The organism is Pseudomonas sp. W5-01, from assembly GCF_046540435.1.
GTDB lineage: Bacteria > Pseudomonadota > Gammaproteobacteria > Pseudomonadales > Pseudomonadaceae > Aquipseudomonas > Aquipseudomonas graminis_B.
This window is the reverse complement of the sequence record NZ_JAXCIP010000004.1, coordinates 15503-30329: the sequence shown is the minus strand read 5'-3', so window position 1 is coordinate 30329 and position 14827 is coordinate 15503. Positions and strand designations below refer to the sequence as shown.

The 14827-nt window shown below is 53.1% G+C and carries 13 protein-coding genes; 8 read left to right on the top strand and 5 right to left on the bottom strand.

Features of this window, described 5'->3' with window-relative positions; translation table 11 throughout:
• Positions 1-57 precede the first annotated feature (57 nt).
• From SLW75_RS13650 to SLW75_RS13640, 3 genes are all read right to left on the bottom strand, one after another.
• The gene (locus SLW75_RS13650; RefSeq protein ID WP_410934703.1) at positions 58-822 is read right to left on the bottom strand and encodes a 2-keto-4-pentenoate hydratase; all 765 of its coding nucleotides are present in this window, start codon (positions 820-822) and stop codon (positions 58-60) included.
• A gap of 90 nt (positions 823-912) precedes the next feature.
• Positions 913-2211 (bottom strand): MFS transporter, encoded by a 1299-nt coding sequence (locus SLW75_RS13645; protein WP_192133954.1) that lies wholly within the window; start codon positions 2209-2211, stop codon positions 913-915.
• A gap of 101 nt (positions 2212-2312) precedes the next feature.
• The gene (locus tag SLW75_RS13640; protein ID WP_410934702.1) at positions 2313-3524 is read right to left on the bottom strand and encodes a pyridoxal-phosphate-dependent aminotransferase family protein; all 1212 of its coding nucleotides are present in this window, start codon (positions 3522-3524) and stop codon (positions 2313-2315) included.
• Positions 3525-3685: 161 nt separating this feature from the next.
• Here SLW75_RS13640 and SLW75_RS13635 point away from each other — a divergent pair, with 161 nt between their 5' ends.
• From SLW75_RS13635 to SLW75_RS13615, 5 genes are all read left to right on the top strand, one after another.
• Positions 3686-4411, top strand: coding sequence for a GntR family transcriptional regulator (locus SLW75_RS13635; RefSeq protein WP_065992768.1), 726 nt, complete (start codon positions 3686-3688; stop codon positions 4409-4411).
• Between the two features lie 25 nt (positions 4412-4436).
• Complete coding sequence (locus SLW75_RS13630; RefSeq protein ID WP_410934701.1) at positions 4437-5690, top strand: glycine hydroxymethyltransferase; 1254 nt, start codon at positions 4437-4439, stop codon at positions 5688-5690.
• A gap of 521 nt (positions 5691-6211) precedes the next feature.
• A complete protein-coding gene (locus SLW75_RS13625; RefSeq protein ID WP_410934700.1) occupies positions 6212-6478 on the top strand; it encodes an ATP-binding protein in 267 nt (88 codons plus the stop codon).
• 20 nt (positions 6479-6498) lie between these two features.
• Positions 6499-8397 (top strand): ATP-binding protein, encoded by a 1899-nt coding sequence (locus tag SLW75_RS13620; RefSeq protein WP_410934699.1) that lies wholly within the window; start codon positions 6499-6501, stop codon positions 8395-8397.
• A complete protein-coding gene (locus SLW75_RS13615) occupies positions 8397-9470 on the top strand; it encodes a histidine kinase (protein WP_410934698.1) in 1074 nt (357 codons plus the stop codon). The genes SLW75_RS13620 and SLW75_RS13615 overlap by 1 nt, the downstream gene beginning before the upstream one ends.
• A 49-nt stretch (positions 9471-9519) precedes the next feature.
• Here SLW75_RS13615 and SLW75_RS13610 read toward each other — a convergent pair whose 3' ends face one another.
• Entirely contained in the window at positions 9520-9936 is a 417-nt protein-coding gene (locus SLW75_RS13610; protein WP_410934956.1) for a very short patch repair endonuclease, read from the bottom strand.
• 54 nt (positions 9937-9990) lie between these two features.
• Here SLW75_RS13610 and SLW75_RS13605 point away from each other — a divergent pair, with 54 nt between their 5' ends.
• The 3 genes from SLW75_RS13605 to SLW75_RS13595 are packed head-to-tail and all read left to right on the top strand — an operon-like array spanning position 9991 to position 13327.
• On the top strand, positions 9991-11652 hold the full coding sequence (locus tag SLW75_RS13605) for a DNA cytosine methyltransferase (RefSeq protein WP_410934697.1): 1662 nt from the start codon (positions 9991-9993) through the stop codon (positions 11650-11652).
• Between the two features lie 23 nt (positions 11653-11675).
• Positions 11676-12260, top strand: a complete 585-nt coding sequence (locus tag SLW75_RS13600; protein ID WP_410934696.1) for a hypothetical protein — start codon at positions 11676-11678, stop codon at positions 12258-12260.
• Positions 12260-13327 carry a DUF262 domain-containing protein gene (locus SLW75_RS13595; protein ID WP_410934695.1) on the top strand — a complete coding sequence of 356 codons (1068 nt, stop codon included), beginning with the start codon at positions 12260-12262 and terminating at the stop codon, positions 13325-13327. The genes SLW75_RS13600 and SLW75_RS13595 overlap by 1 nt, the downstream gene beginning before the upstream one ends.
• Positions 13328-13446: 119 nt before the next feature.
• Here SLW75_RS13595 and SLW75_RS13590 read toward each other — a convergent pair whose 3' ends face one another.
• On the bottom strand, positions 13447-14694 hold the full coding sequence (locus SLW75_RS13590) for a ribonucleotide-diphosphate reductase subunit beta (protein ID WP_037012114.1): 1248 nt from the start codon (positions 14692-14694) through the stop codon (positions 13447-13449).
• Between the last annotated feature and the right edge of the window lie 133 nt (positions 14695-14827).

Below are 14827 nucleotides of genomic sequence, written 5' to 3'. Positions count from 1 at the left end.
GCATACAAAAAGAACCCGCCAGCTCGGCGGGTTTTTTTATGGCAGCGAGGTAAAGCGTCAGGCCAGCGTCAATGAAACCGGCGGTAACCCTTCGATCTGCCCCAACACCTCAGCCATGCCCTGGGCGAAGTGCATGCCGGTGTATGAACCCGTCGTGATCACCAGGTCCTTGGACAACGGCAGTCCATTGAGGGTGTGATGGTTGACCAGCCACGGCAACAGCCGGCGCGGGTCGCCTGCCGGATTGCCGACTTTTGACGGCACGATGCTCTCGCCATTCACCGTGAAGGTCAGCGTCGGTGCAACAAAGGGAAACGACCCGTCGTAGGGTACGAAATCACTCACCACGAGGGCGCCGTGGTTAAGCAGATCGGCCAGTTGCGTCAGCGGCTCGATCTTGGGCCACGCCGCAAACCGGCTGGAAACCACCTCGACGGACGCTGCCATTTCGCCGATGCCGGCCATGACCTCCTCGTCGCTGTACGCCTCATCCCGTGGGCTGAAGTCGCGGTTGAAGCGGAAGGCGATTTCCAGCTCCAGACCCACCGGTGGATAGACGCTGCGGTCCAGTGTGCCGGTCGACGGGAACAGGCAGTCGCGGGGCAGGGGCGAGCCCTGAATCGGCCCGTCCGTGGACTTCGAACCGATCTTCCAGCCGCCCGCTTCAACCCCACGCAAGCGCAGGATTTTCTGCTGCGTGAGGTACGCCGCGTCGCGGTCGGACGGGTTCAGTTCGAAATCCAGCTCGCCCAACAGGTCATGCTTGTTCTGCGCATCGACGATCAGCTGCGCCAGGCGCGAAGGTTGGGTGTCAGTGTCCAAAAGCGTTCTCCATTGAAGTGGCTCGATTGCAGGTGCCGGGCTGAAGCTTTATGGGTCAAGCACCGCCCGAAGGCAGCTCCCGGTGTCGCTTTATTTACTGACCACCGGAGAAGGTTCCGCGCCCGGCGTCAGCGGCGCAGCCGGCTGTCCGTATTCAAACTTGTTCTGCGGCTTCATGCGGAATGACAGCACGACACCAATCGCCAGCAGAACAATGCTGACCAGAAACGGCAGCTGCCAGTTGCCAAACTTGTCGATCAACAGACCGGCGGCCACCGGGCTGACGATGGCGGCCATGGCCGATCCGGTGTTCATCATGCCGCTGGCGGTGCCGCAATGGTCCGGCGCGATGTCCATCGGAATCGCCCACATCGGGCCGATGGTCATCTCGGAGAAGAAAAACCCGATCGCCAGGCAGGCCAGGGAAATGTGCATGTCCTTGGTGAACATCAACGGCACCAGCGACAGCAGCGTCAGCCCCAGGCACACGGCAACCATGAGGCTGCGCGCCTTGTTCAGGTCCTTGGTCCGCGCATAAATACGGTCGCTGACGATGCCGCCCAGGGTGTCGCCGACCACGCCGCCGAAGAACACCGTCGACGCGAAAATCGCCGTGCCCTTCAAATCCAGCCCCATGTTCATGAAGTACATCGGCACCCAGCTGAGCAGCAGCCACAGCGTCCAGCCGTAGCAGAAATACACGATCGTGACCGGGGCCATGCGCTTGAACAGGCGACCCCATGGCAGCACGACGGTGGATTTCACTTTCGGCGGTGGCAGGGTGTCCAGTTCCTGTTTCGAGATGCGCGGGTGGTCTTTCGGGTGCTCGGTGAACACCGCCATCCACAAGATGACCCAGACAAAGCTGGTGGCCGCGCAGACATAAAATGATTCACGCCAGCCGTAGGTGGCCATCACCGCGATCATCGCTGCCGGCGCCAGCGCGTTACCGAGACGGGCGAAGGCGTGGGTGATGCCTTGGGCGAAGCCGCGCTTTTCCTTGGGGATCCAGCGGGACATTGCCGCCGTGGCTGCAGGGAACGTGGCGCCTTCACCGAGGCCGAGGAGTATCCGCGCGACAATCAGCGAAACGAAGCCGCCGGCCAGCCCGGTCAGCACCGTGGCGCTGGCCCAGATCAGCCCGCACACCACCAGCGTGCGCTTGGCGCCGAATCGGTCGCTGACCCAGCCGCCGATGATTTGAAAGATCAGGTAGGGGTACGCGAAGGCCGAAAAGACGATGCCGATCTCGGTTTTGCTCAGGTTGAATTCTTTACCGAAACCGACCGCGGCGGTGCTGACATTGACGCGGTCCAGGTACGTAATGAAATACATGGCGCACAGCATGAACAGCACCACCGTGGTGGGGCGCAGACGTAAAAACTTCATGTGCTATCTCCAGTTTCTTATTGTGTTCGCTGACAACGCGATGATTCGGGATAGTGAGATGTGTCAAAAACGCTGCGGGGGTGCCGCAGCGGGGTGTGGCATTAGTCGCGTAGCAGCGGCACCGATTGCCCTCCCAGGTAATCCATGGCGGCCAGCACGCCGCTGGACTGAAGCTTTACGCCGGCCATCTGCAGGCCCATTTCGCAGCCGGTCAGGGTGGCCATCAGCATCAGATCGTTACAGTCGCCCAAGTGACCGATGCGGAACATGCGGCCTTTCATCTTGCCCAGGCCGGTACCCAGGGACATGTCGAAGCGCTCGTAAATGGTCTTGCGCACCTGGTCGGCGTCGATGCCTTCGGGCGTCATCACACCGGTGAGCACGGGGCTGTAAACGCTCGGGTCGGCGCACTGGATTTCCAGGCCCCAGGCCGTTACGGCGGTGCGGCAGGCCTTCGCCAAGCGGTTGTGACGGATGAACACGTTGTCCAGGCCTTCGCCGAGGATCATGTCCAGCGCCTCGGACAAGCCGTACAGCAAGTTGGTGTTCGGCGTGTAGGGCCAGTAACCGGTCTTGTTCATCTCAATGATCTCGTCCCACGCCCAGAAACTGCGTGGCAAGCCGGCGCTTTTGCTGGCTTCGATGGCTTTCGGCGACAGGGCGTTGAAGCTGATGCCAGGCGGCAACATGAGGCCCTTCTGCGAGCCGGAGACAGTCACGTCCACGCCCCATTCGTCATGACGATAGTCGGCGGAGGCCAGGCCGGAGATGGTGTCGACCAGCAGCAGGGCAGGGTGGCCCGCTGCATCAATGGCCTTGCGCACGGAAGCGATGTCCGACGTCACGCCGGTGCTGGTCTCGTTGTGCACGACGCAGACCGCCTTGATGCGATGCCCGCCGTCAGCCCGCAGGTGGTCTTCGATCATTTGCGCATCGACGCCACCGCGCCAGCCTTCAATACCGGGCCGACCGATGAACTGCGGCTTGAGGCCCAGACTCAACGCCATCTTCTGCCAGAGAGTGGCGAAATGGCCGGTCTCGAACATCAACACTTCGTCACCCGAACTCAGTGTGTTGCACAACGCCGCTTCCCAGGCCCCGGTGCCCGACGCCGGATAAATCACTACCGGATGCACGGTTTTGAAGATCTGCTTGATGCCTTCCAGCACCTTGAGCCCCAGCTCGCCGAACTCCGGGCCGCGGTGGTCAATAGTGGGGTAACTCATCGCGCGAAGGATGCGATCCGGAACCGGACTAGGCCCCGGAATCTGAAGGAAGTGGCGACCGGCAGGGTGGAAATCGAGCTTCAGCATCGGTGACTCCTGGTTTTTTATAGTTTTGTATTTTGAATTCAAAATTAACCTAGCACAGGGCGATGCTGTGTCAAACGGCCTAATTACGCTAATCTTCCCAGCGAACTGGAGCATTTTCGAATAAGGACTCGATGCCAGAGCGGGTCCGATAAGGATTTTGTATGCAAAATTTTGACGAACTATCCGACCAACCGGCGCCCCGTCTCATTCCCAAGGTCGAACGCCAGCGCCTCCATGACATCGTCATCGATCACCTGCGCGGCTTTATCACCGAAGGCGTGCTCGCCCCGGGCACCAAGCTCAACGAGCGCGAGCTGTGCGAAACCCTCGGCATCTCCCGCACGCCGTTGCGCGAAGCGTTAAAAGTGCTTGCCGTGGAAGGGCTGATCGAAATCAACCCCAACCGTGGCGCCAGCGTTGCGCGCATGTCCGAGCTGGAGATTCGCGAAACCTTCGAACTGATGAGCGGCATCGAAGCCTTCGCCGGGGAGCTGGCCTGTGAGCGCATCACCGCCCAGGAAATCGAAGACATCAAAGCGCTGCACTACGCCATGGTGGTCAGCAAAAACCAGAACGACCTGCCGGGTTACTACCAGCGCAACCGCGCCATCCACGACCTGATCAACCTGGCCGCGCGCAACTCGGCGCTGCGGCAGGTCTACCTCTCGCTGAACCGGCGCATCCACGCATTACGCTTTCTCTCCAATCATCAAGCCCCGAAATGGGACCGCGCCCTGCACGACCACGAAGAAATGATCGAGGCCCTGCAAGCCCGGGACGGCAAGCGCCTGAGCAGCATCCTGCGCCACCACCTGCTGGAAAAACGCGACGCCCTGATGCTGCTGGTCAGGGACGAGTCCGAGCACCCGGATTCCATTCGTCGTTGATGCGTCATTAAGGGAGCTGCCGACCATGCCCCGTGATCTCGATGCATTGCTGGCCGCTTGTGCCGACCGATTGCCGCAACTGGAAACCCAGCGGCTGATGCTCTATGCCGGCGCCAACCTCCCCAGCGCCCGCGCCATCGCCGCGTACAACCCTGCGCTCAGCGCCTACCCGGCGATGGGCCCCACCGGCCACAAAGAACAGCCCGACACCGAGCTGGTCAGTGAGCTTGAAACCTTCACCCGCCAGGCGGCCATGACCCTGTTCGGTGCGGCATGGGCCGAAGTCCGCCTGGCCAGCTGCACCCTGGCCAACATGGCCATCTTCCACGCCTACTGCCGACCGGGCGACAAAGTGCTGGCACCCGCAGCCGAGCACGGCGGGCACCTGAGCCAGCGCCGGGGCGGCACCGCAGAATTGGCAGGTCTGGTGGTTGAAGACCTGCCATTCGACCGCCGCAACTGCCAGCTCGACGCAGCGCGCGCGGCGGAAATGATCACCCAAATCCGCCCCAGGCTCGTGGTGCTAGGGCGCAGCGTCATGATCAAGGCCGACGACATCGCCTCGGTGGTCAGCGCGGCCCGAGCGGTCGGCGCCAAAACCCTGTTCGACGCCTCCCACGTGCTCGGCCTGATTGCCGGCGGCACGTACCCCAACCCCTTTGATGCCGGCGTCGACCTCATCAGCAGCTCCACCTACAAAACCCTGCCCGGCCGGCCCCAAGGTTTGGTGCTCGGGCGCGACCCGGACGATGCACCGGCGCTGCACAACCTGCTCGACACCCGCCTGCTCGCGAACTACGACGCCGGCCGACTGCCGTCCCTGGCGGTCACCCTTACCGAGGCCCAGGCCACTGGCCGGGAATATGCCGCCAGTATCGTCAGCAACAGCGCGGCGCTGCATCGCGCGTTGGTCGATGCGGGTTTGCCTGTCATAGGGGCTAATGACGGCGAGGTGCACACCCATCAATTGCTGCTGCCGCTGTCACTGGATGCTGATCCGCGCGCTGTGATGCACGCGTTGCAGGCGCAGGGGATTCTGATTGGGACTTGTGTTCATCCATCCCGGGCCGGGCATCAGGCTTTGCGGTTGGGTACGCAATTTATTACCCGGCAGGGGATGGAGGCGGGGGGCATGATGGAGGTTGCGCGATTGCTGGGTGATGTTTTGCATGTCGGCGGTTGCGGTCGGCTGCATGCTCGGCCGGTCGCTGAAACGGCGCAGATAGCGGGTCGGGTTCAGCAAATCCTGAGCAAAAAAAAGCCGCTGGGGAGCGGCTGAAGTTTGGAGCTTGGAGGCACCACGTCGGGAGCAACGACGCAGCGAACGACAGAAACAAAATGCTAAAAGCTGATCAGGCGTTTGAAGTTCTCCGGCTTGGGTATGGGTTTCCATCGTCCCTGCGCTGGGCGGGTCCGATGGGGTGAAGCCACTTTAGGAACGATGACCGGCGGTGGCAAATGAAACCCGGGTAACTATTTGTTAGCGAAAATGTTATGTGAGGGGAGGGTCGACTAATCGGCGCAACGCTGGAGCTGAAATCTGAGCTCTGGCGCATATCTTCTCGGCTCCAGTAATCCGCAAGAGGGGTAACTGTAAGGGCTTAAAGTTTGCTGGGCAGAAGCGGGCGGTAGCTTACACGGATGAGGCTCAAGCGGGAGGCTGCAGCCTGATCCCCTTCCACCGAGTGAAAAAAGACGGGGCCATATTTTGTGATAGTGGCAATTCATGTACATTGTCGCCTGTGAAGCTCCGTGGATCCAATCCAAAAAACTCGGAGCGCGGCTTTTCAAGGAAACGTAATGCCGAAGCTTAGGCCCCGAGCTCGTATTGTGAGGACGATTGGTGATCAGCTAATAAGCGGTCCCGAAGCAGCACTCATCGAATTAGTTAAAAACGCTTTTGACGCTGACTCACCGTCGGTGCATATCCGCATTTTGCCTTCAAGTCGTGACGGTTCGAAGGGTGCGTCAATTCATGTGCGCGACTCGGGGCACGGGATGAGTGCCGCAGATCTACTGGCAAATGGTTTGAGCCTGCCACGAGTGACAAGGTGCATAGGCGCTTAAGTCCGGTTTACGGTAGAACGATGCTTGGCGCCAAAGGTGTCGGGCGATTTGCAACCGCCCGACTAGGTGGGAAACTCAAACTTACGACGGTTAGCATGGTCGGGGTTGAGAAGGAAGTGAGCTCGATATATGTTGACTGGGATCGATTCGATGAGGCCGAATACTTAGATGAAGTCAACGTTGACATCGAGACGAGACTTTCTAAAGGTTCAGAGTCTTGCGGTGTACAGTTAGATATCTTCGAGTTGAGAGATAAGTGGACGAAAAAGCAACTTGAGTTATTAGTGCGAGAGCTACGAAGGTTGGCATCTCCGGTTAGCTATAGGGAAGATGACTTCAAAATATATCTTGACCTCTCGGGCTTTAATAAAGAAACACACGGTTTCGATGGCCAGGCGATTGTCAGTGGGCAGCTCGAGCCTGTCGATGGAGACGAGGAAAAAGATCCAACTGAAATCCGTCCCTTCGCGATCAATAAAATATTTCACTATATGGTGAAAGGCGAGTTTGACGCCCAAGGTGCTTTCTCCGGGTATTTCGTAAACCAGCGCGGAGATGGTAAGCAGCATTCTTTGACTATATCGGCTACTGCACTTAGCTCTGAAGAAGAAACTTGCGGTCCAGTATCGGTGAGATTGAATGTCTATGATAGAGAAGGAGAGGCGGTAGTAGCACTGTTTGAAAAACTAGGCCTAGGTGCGATAGGGCGACTTGATGCAAAACGAGTGCTTGATGAAAATATCGGTATAGGCATTTACAGAGGCGGCTTTCGCATAAGGCCCTATGGGGACGCTGAAACGGATTGGCTTGAATTAGAACGCATGCGAGTTCAAAACCCGTCTAGAAAACTTGGCCTCAATCAAGTCTGGGGTCTGGTGCAGATCGAGGGCGAAGGGTGCTCAGGTTTGATTGAGCGAAGTAGTCGTGAAGGACTTGAGCACAATGGTTCGTTTGTCAGGTTAAAACGGTTGATGGCTGATCTACTTTCTCATGTAGAGACGATTAGACAGGATTTTCGTCAATCTGCCGGGCTCAGCAGAAAACCAGCGACTGATACCGATTATGTTAAGAGCAAAGCGAATCTAAGTGCAACTACTAAAGCGGCAGCCAACTTACCGGTTCAGTACAGGAACAAGGTAGAGCGTGCAATCAAGGCGGATAGTCTGGCACTAAAGACGTCCATTGCAGAGCTGGAAACTTATCAACAAGCACTTTCCTCTAGATCCACGCTTGGGTTAGTGGTCGCTCAGATCCTTCATGATGGCCGGCGCTTTCTATCCGATATTACAACTCGCGCCAAGAGGCTTTCGGATGGAGCCCCAAGGTTAAATGAGAATTCGGGGTTCGGAGACCATTACAGAGATGTATTCGCGAAGGAAGCATTTTCAATCCATCACTCCTCCGGACAGCTAAGTAAGCTATTCAAATCTTTGGATCCTATTTCCGGTAAAAGGCGAGGTCGGCCAAAGGTATTTAAAGCTCTCGACGTGCTTGAGAGATGTTTAGGGCTGTTCGCTGATGGGATCGCGGATGCAGGGATTTCCCTGAAATTGCCTGACCCCTCAGACTCAGCGCTTGTTTCCGGATATGAGTCAGACTTGATGGCTGCGTTGATAAATATTATTGACAATGCTGTGCATTGGCTGAGTGTAAGCACAGCTGAAAAAAAGGCTTTGGAGTTTACGCTGCAAGTTTCAAAAAAATACGTAAGAATCGCAATTAGTAACAGTGGTCCGCTAATTGATGAGATACACCACGATAAGCTTTTTCGTCCTAGCTTTACATTAAAAACCGAAGGCTCGGGCATAGGCCTGGCAATAGCTCGTGAAGCTATGAGAGTTAGTAAAGGTGATGTAGCGTTCGATCCCGATTCCGAACAGACTACATTTGTAATTGAAATGCAGCGAGCGCCAGCGTAATGAGCAATGTGCCACTTCTGAAAGTACTGATAGTTGAAGATGAAGATTCTAAAATTTGCGAGTGGGTTGATGCGATTAAATATCATAATGTAGATAGTGTCAGGCATGGGTACGTACTCGAATATGAATTTGCAAAGACTGTTGATGTTGCGATTCAACTTCTAACCACTCACAGATTCGATGCGGCTGTGGTGGACCTTCGTCTTCAGAGTGAGCCTGGTTCAGCAATCAATAATAGTGACGGCAACTCTGTAGTTCATCACCTGATATCTGTACAGCCTATGGGAGTAGCGGTTTACACGGGGCAGAGTGTAGACGCGGATGTGTCGGGTTATGAAAGCACGCAAGTCAAAATTATGGATAAGGGTGACGGGCTGGAGCAAATCTTCGACTGGTTAAAATCGAATCTCGAAGTATTCATTAGACTGCGTGCTGTCAAAGCCACTTATAACAGGGAATCGGCTAAAATATTTTATAAGTCTATCTGGCCCCGATGGCAAAACTGGACCGCAAGTACATCAGCTGATCTAACGGAAGTCGTGGCGCGGCATATGATTGCGCATGTTCATGACGCGTTGCTTGCAGCCGGTGGTGATATTACCCACCCTGAAGAGACGTATTTTATACCGCCAATGAAGCCTCGTCTCGACACAGGCGATCTGGTGGTGTACGAGGATAGGGAATGGATTGTAGTATCCCCAAGATGCGATTTAGCAAATCAGGGTAAGGTAAAAACCATCTTGATCGCGGCGTGTGAGGAAATATCATCAAAATGGGACGAGCTTCACTCATCCGGATCTAACGGTGCCAAAGATAAAATCAAGAAACTTGTGCAGCATGACGGCTCATTGAAACAGCACTTTTTATTACCTATGAGAGACTTGGAGTCTAAGAAAAAAGGTCCTTGGTTGGTGCAATTTGACGATATTGTTGCGTTGAAAGCTGATGTTGCGCTTGAGATATTGTTGCCCAACAGATTCGCATCGCTTACGCCGATGTTCGTACCTTCACTAGTGGAGCGATTTGGTGGATATTTTAGTCGAATCGGAACACCGGGATTTTCATCTATCTAATAATCAGTGCATAGCTTCGCTATAGCACTGCGATCATTATCGAGTTTTACTAATTGAAATCCTTTACCTGCGGCCAATTTAAAATTTTAATGGTCATATCCCGAATTGCCAGAGGTAGCCAAGCAAGGTCGGGAGTTGATCCTTTTGTTCCGCACTCCCAAATCTCGAAGGTCCTCCACCCCTTCTCAATTAGGGCATTTACATTCTTCCTATCTCTTGCCTGGGTATCCGAAAATTTCTTTTCCCAAAAGTCAACCTTTGTTTTAGGAAAGGTTGTATATTTGCACCCTTCGTGTCTATGCCAGAAACAGCCATGGATGAAAATGCACAGTTTATAACGGGGAAGGACAATATCCGGCTTGCCTGGTAGGCCTGAATAGTGTAGCCGGAATCGAAACCCGTTTTTATGCAGCAGCTTGCGGACTGCTATCTCAGGCTTAGTATTTTGGCCTTTTATCCCAGCCATCATTCGGGATCTAACATCTGCGCTCACCGTATCCATATCAAATCTCGAATTCTCATGTCCCACGATATCGCTACTGAAGGTCTTATGAATCTTGCCGAACCTATCCAAATTGTAGATCTATTTGCTGGGCCAGGTGGCCTGGGTGAAGGTTTTTCATCATTTTTAGGTGGGCGTCGGTTCAAAATTATTGCCTCGGCTGAGATGGATCCTGTTGCACATCAAACCTTGAAGTTGAGAGCCTTTTTTAGAATTTTAAAACAGAAAGGAGAGGGCTTCTTAGCTGATTACTATAACTACTGCAATGGCTTAACCCCCCAGCCGTGGACTGATGCGACAATGACCGAGTGGGAAATGGCGGATCTCGAGGCTCGCTGCATTACTCTCGGTACTAAATCAGGTGACGACACATTAGACGAAATATTAGACAAGCAGCTGGATCAGACTAAGCCGTGGGTACTGATAGGAGGACCTCCTTGCCAAGCATACTCCGTTGTAGGGAGATCGCGGAACATGGGAAAGGCAAATTACACCCCTGAGGAAGATCATCGACATTTTCTATATCGTGACTATCTGCGAATTATTCAAGAGCGGCAGCCAACAATTTTCGTGATGGAGAATGTCAAGGGAATCTTGTCCGCGAAGATCAACGGCGAAAGCATTTTTTCCAAAATCTTAGAAGATCTTGCTGATCCTGATCGTGCCCTTGGGGTCGCAGGGGCGGGTAAAAAATATCGCATATGCTCGCTTGTAAGTGATCAGGTATTTGATGCGGAAAATAGCTTTGATATAGATCCTCGTGAGTACATTATTCGCTCTGAGCAATACGGTATTCCGCAGGCGCGTCATCGCGTAATACTCTTAGGGGTAGCGATCGATGCTGCTCGCCCTATACCTTCTTATGAGAAATTGCCTAGGGTATCTGAGCTAGTCAGTACTAAGACGGTAATAGGGCATTTACCAAAGATTCGCAGCAGGCTAACTAAACAGGTTGACAGTGATAGCCAATGGATGAAAGTCGTGATGGTACAGTTTGAGCTCATCGCCGCAGGTCTAGCCTGTACGCCCGAGCTGTCTGACATGCTCAAGACTTTAAAAAAGTTTCAAAGGTATTTTAGTAGTTCAAAATTGAGTGTTGGATCACTCCGTGTTGAACGAAGTGATGGTGATGGTTTCATTGATGGCGGTGCTCTTGATGACTGGTTCCTAGATAGGAACCTAACTTGTTGGTTGAATCATGATGCTCGTGGCCATATGGCGTCTGATCTGATGCGTTATTTATATGCGTCGATATTTGCCGCCCATAAAGGATACTCACCTAAAGGGCATAGAGAGTTCAACCTCCCAGGGCTCGCCCCGGCTCACAAAAATTGGGAGTCTGGGAAGTTCAGCGATAGATTTCGCGTCCAATGCTCCAATAATCCGTCAAGAACAATTACTAGCCATATATCGAAAGATGGCCACTACTTCATCCATTATGATCCAGCGCAATGTCGGAGCCTTAGTGTTCGTGAAGCTGCTAGATTACAAACCTTTCCTGACAACTACTTTTTTGAAGGTAATCGATCTCAGCAGTACCATCAAGTAGGCAATGCGGTTCCACCACTGCTAGCATCTAAAATCGATTCGATTGTCTCACAGCTGGTCGCGGCGGCTGTAGATGACGTTTCTAGCACGTTGAACATCTCACCATTGGAAGAACTCGAAGTTGAGGCCTGATACTCTTGGCCGAGGAGCAGTCGATGAATTTGCTGGACGGAATCCGAGCAGGAGCCAAGAAAAATACTCCCTACCATGAAATTGCGCGAAAAATATTTTTCACTTATCCAACCTTTGCCTTTGTTGAAGACGAAGAACGCCAATATTCCATTTTCAACGAAATATCTGAGCATTTTAAGATTCCAATTCTGGCGATTCATGTAGCCGGGTCGGCTAAAACTGGACACAGCTTTCATAAAGGTACGCCTTTTATACCTGGAGTGTCTGATCTAGACATTGCAATTATCGACGCCGGTCTGTTCCAGAGATATATGGAACTGGTCTGTAGTTTGACTAGAAATTATAGCGATCTCACAGCGTTTCGAAAGGTGAAAGGCGTCTCACAGCATGTTAACTACGTGAGCTACCTTTCAAAAGGTATCTTCCGTCCTGATCTTATGCCATATGGGCCCGATCGAGCTGACATTAACGACTTTTTCGGTCGACTTTCCTCTAGGCATGGAGATCTTTTCCGTTCTATCAACGCAGCGCTTTATATGTCTCAGTCGCTTTTTGAGACTAAACAAAGATCTGCAGTGAGTAATTTCTTGGAAAAGGATATTTACTAATGGTTGATTATCGAGTTCGCTCAGTATCTTTGTTAAATCTCGTTAATGACATCCGGACTGGCCGGTTGATTCCCGATGCTTATTTTCAGCGAAACCTAGTCTGGAGGGATGTACACAAAAGAGATTTTATAAAGACGATTCTACTAGGTCTTCCGTTTCCTCAGATATTTATCTCTAAGGGAAAAGTAGACGTCTCAAATATGAGCACCGTGTCGTGTATTGTAGATGGTCAACAACGCAGCAACGCGATCGTTTCATACGTTGAAAATCTGCTTGATGTCGATGGGCAGAAATATAATGACTTGCCCGAAGCTCAAAAGTCCGAATTTTTAAAATATGAAATTGCTGTGATCGAACTGGATCTTGAGAATGATGATCCTAAGGTTCAAGAGATCTTTCAAAGGATTAATCGCACTTCGAACTCGCTTACTTCAATTGAAAAACTCGCCTCTGAGTATTCAACCTCGGATTATATGCTTGTGGCGAAGTTTCTTTCTAATCACATATCACTCGAGCGAAGTCTGGATGATGATTTTCGAGAGGATCCGAATATTCCTGACGAGTTCTTTGATTGGGCAAAGTCAAAAAATGTCAGAAACTTTTCGAAATTAGTTAATGAGAAGGGTGTCTTCAACGCGCACGAGATTGCGCGCAAAGCCAACCTTATGCATGTTCTAAATATTATGGCAGCAATCATAGGAGGCTTTTCAAATAGAAATGAAAGGGCAATCCAACATCTTGACGATTATTTTTCGAATTTTCCTCAAAAAGACTCTATAGTCTCTGCCCTTGAGGATGCAGCGTCACATTTTTTAAAGCTGTCTTTCCGAGGCAAATCCTATTGGCTGAACAAGGCTAATTTTTATTCTTTAATTGTTGCATTCGTCGCGATTGCTGATGATGGAAAGGCCCTAAATGTGCCCAAAATTAAGGATAGGTTAGAAGCGTTTGAGCGAGATCTTCCTGATGATTATCGCCTAGCGGCTACCGAAGCAGTTAATAGCACTCGGGCTCGTCAGCTCAGAAACAGATACTTAACCGACTTGCTCAGCGATTGTATCGAATAACATCGCTATTTCAACGTCTTTAGTAGCGTGCCCTAAGTGGTACGTATGTGTCTAACGACATATGCCGCAGTTCTCCTAATATAGAAAAGCTGCCGTTCGGCAGCTTTTAGTAATCGCTATCAATCCCAGCTCAACGCCCCACCCGTCTGATACTCAATAACCCGGGTCTCAAAGAAGTTCTTCTCTTTCTTCAAGTCCATGATCTCGCTCATCCATGGGAACGGGTTGGTCGTCCCTGGATACTCTTCCTTCAAACCAATCTGGCTCAAACGACGGTTCGCGATGAACTTGAGGTAGTCCTCCATCATCGCTGCGTTCATGCCCAGTACGCCGCGAGGCATGGTGTCGCGGGCGTATTCGATTTCCAGTTGGGTCCCTTGCAGGATCATCTGGGTCGCTTCTTCCTTCATTTCGGCGTCCCACAGGTGTGGGTTTTCGATTTTGATCTGGTTGATCACGTCGATGCCGAAGTTCAGGTGCATCGACTCGTCACGCAGGATGTACTGGAACTGTTCTGCGACGCCGGTCATTTTGTTGCGGCGACCCATGGAGAGGATCTGGGTGAAGCCGCAGTAGAAGAAGATGCCTTCCAGGACGCAGTAGTAGGCGATCAGGTTGCGCAGCAGTTCTTTGTCGGTTTCGACGGTGCCGGTTTCGAACTTCGGATCGGAGATCGAACGGGTGTACTTCAGGCCCCAAGCTGCCTTTTTGGCGACCGACGGGATCTCGTGGTACATGTTGAAGATCTCGCCTTCGTCCATGCCCAGCGATTCGATGCAGTACTGGTAGGCGTGGGTGTGGATCGCTTCCTCGAAGGCCTGGCGCAGGATGTACTGGCGGCATTCAGGGTTGGTGATGAGGCGATACACGGCCAGCACAAGGTTGTTCGCAACCAGGGAGTCGGCGGTGGAGAAGAAGCCCAGGTTGCGCAGGACGATGCGGCGCTCGTCGTCGGTCAGGCCTTCCGGGTCTTTCCAGAGGGCGATGTCCGTGGTCATGTTGACCTCTTGCGGCATCCAGTGGTTGGCGCAGCCGTCGAGGTATTTCTGCCAGGCCCAGTCGTACTTGAAAGGTACGAGCTGGTTGAGGTCGGCGCGGCAGTTGATCATGCGTTTTTCGTCGACCGCGACGCGGGCGGCGGAGCCTTCGAGTTCGGCAAGACCTTCAGCGACGTCCAGCTTGTCCAGCGCGGCTTTGGCGCGGGCAATGGCGTCGGAGTCGTTTGCGCTGACGGCGCGGGCTTCAAGCGCAGCAGCACCACCGGCGCTGTCGAGTTTGTCCATCGCGGCTTCGGAAGCATGGCCGGCGTTGGCGCCTTTGGCGGGTTCAGCGGCGTCTTCTTTGTCGAATTCGTCCCAGCTCAGCATGGTGAGGAGGCTCCTGCTAGAGGACCGGTTTTAAGCGGCCTGTGGATTTGAGTAATCGGTTTGCTGCTGTTGTGACACGGGTCACGCCATACAGCGGTCGAGAGAAGTCTCTCTGAAATCTATGTGTTCGAGG

Coding starts and splice junctions, on each gene's coding strand:
- SLW75_RS13640 (WP_410934702.1), bottom strand. CDS start 3,524: ATGCTGAAGCTCGATTTCCACCCTGCCGGTCGCCACTTCCTTCAGATT.
- SLW75_RS13630 (WP_410934701.1), top strand. CDS start 4,437: ATGCCCCGTGATCTCGATGCATTGCTGGCCGCTTGTGCCGACCGATTG.
- SLW75_RS13645 (WP_192133954.1), bottom strand. CDS start 2,211: ATGAAGTTTTTACGTCTGCGCCCCACCACGGTGGTGCTGTTCATGCTG.
- SLW75_RS13625 (WP_410934700.1), top strand. CDS start 6,212: ATGCCGAAGCTTAGGCCCCGAGCTCGTATTGTGAGGACGATTGGTGAT.
- SLW75_RS13610 (WP_410934956.1), bottom strand. CDS start 9,936: ATGGCTGGGATAAAAGGCCAAAATACTAAGCCTGAGATAGCAGTCCGC.
- SLW75_RS13620 (WP_410934699.1), top strand. CDS start 6,499: ATGCTTGGCGCCAAAGGTGTCGGGCGATTTGCAACCGCCCGACTAGGT.
- SLW75_RS13615 (WP_410934698.1), top strand. CDS start 8,397: ATGAGCAATGTGCCACTTCTGAAAGTACTGATAGTTGAAGATGAAGAT.
- SLW75_RS13595 (WP_410934695.1), top strand. CDS start 12,260: ATGGTTGATTATCGAGTTCGCTCAGTATCTTTGTTAAATCTCGTTAAT.
- SLW75_RS13635 (WP_065992768.1), top strand. CDS start 3,686: ATGCAAAATTTTGACGAACTATCCGACCAACCGGCGCCCCGTCTCATT.
- SLW75_RS13590 (WP_037012114.1), bottom strand. CDS start 14,694: ATGCTGAGCTGGGACGAATTCGACAAAGAAGACGCCGCTGAACCCGCC.
- SLW75_RS13600 (WP_410934696.1), top strand. CDS start 11,676: ATGAATTTGCTGGACGGAATCCGAGCAGGAGCCAAGAAAAATACTCCC.
- SLW75_RS13605 (WP_410934697.1), top strand. CDS start 9,991: ATGTCCCACGATATCGCTACTGAAGGTCTTATGAATCTTGCCGAACCT.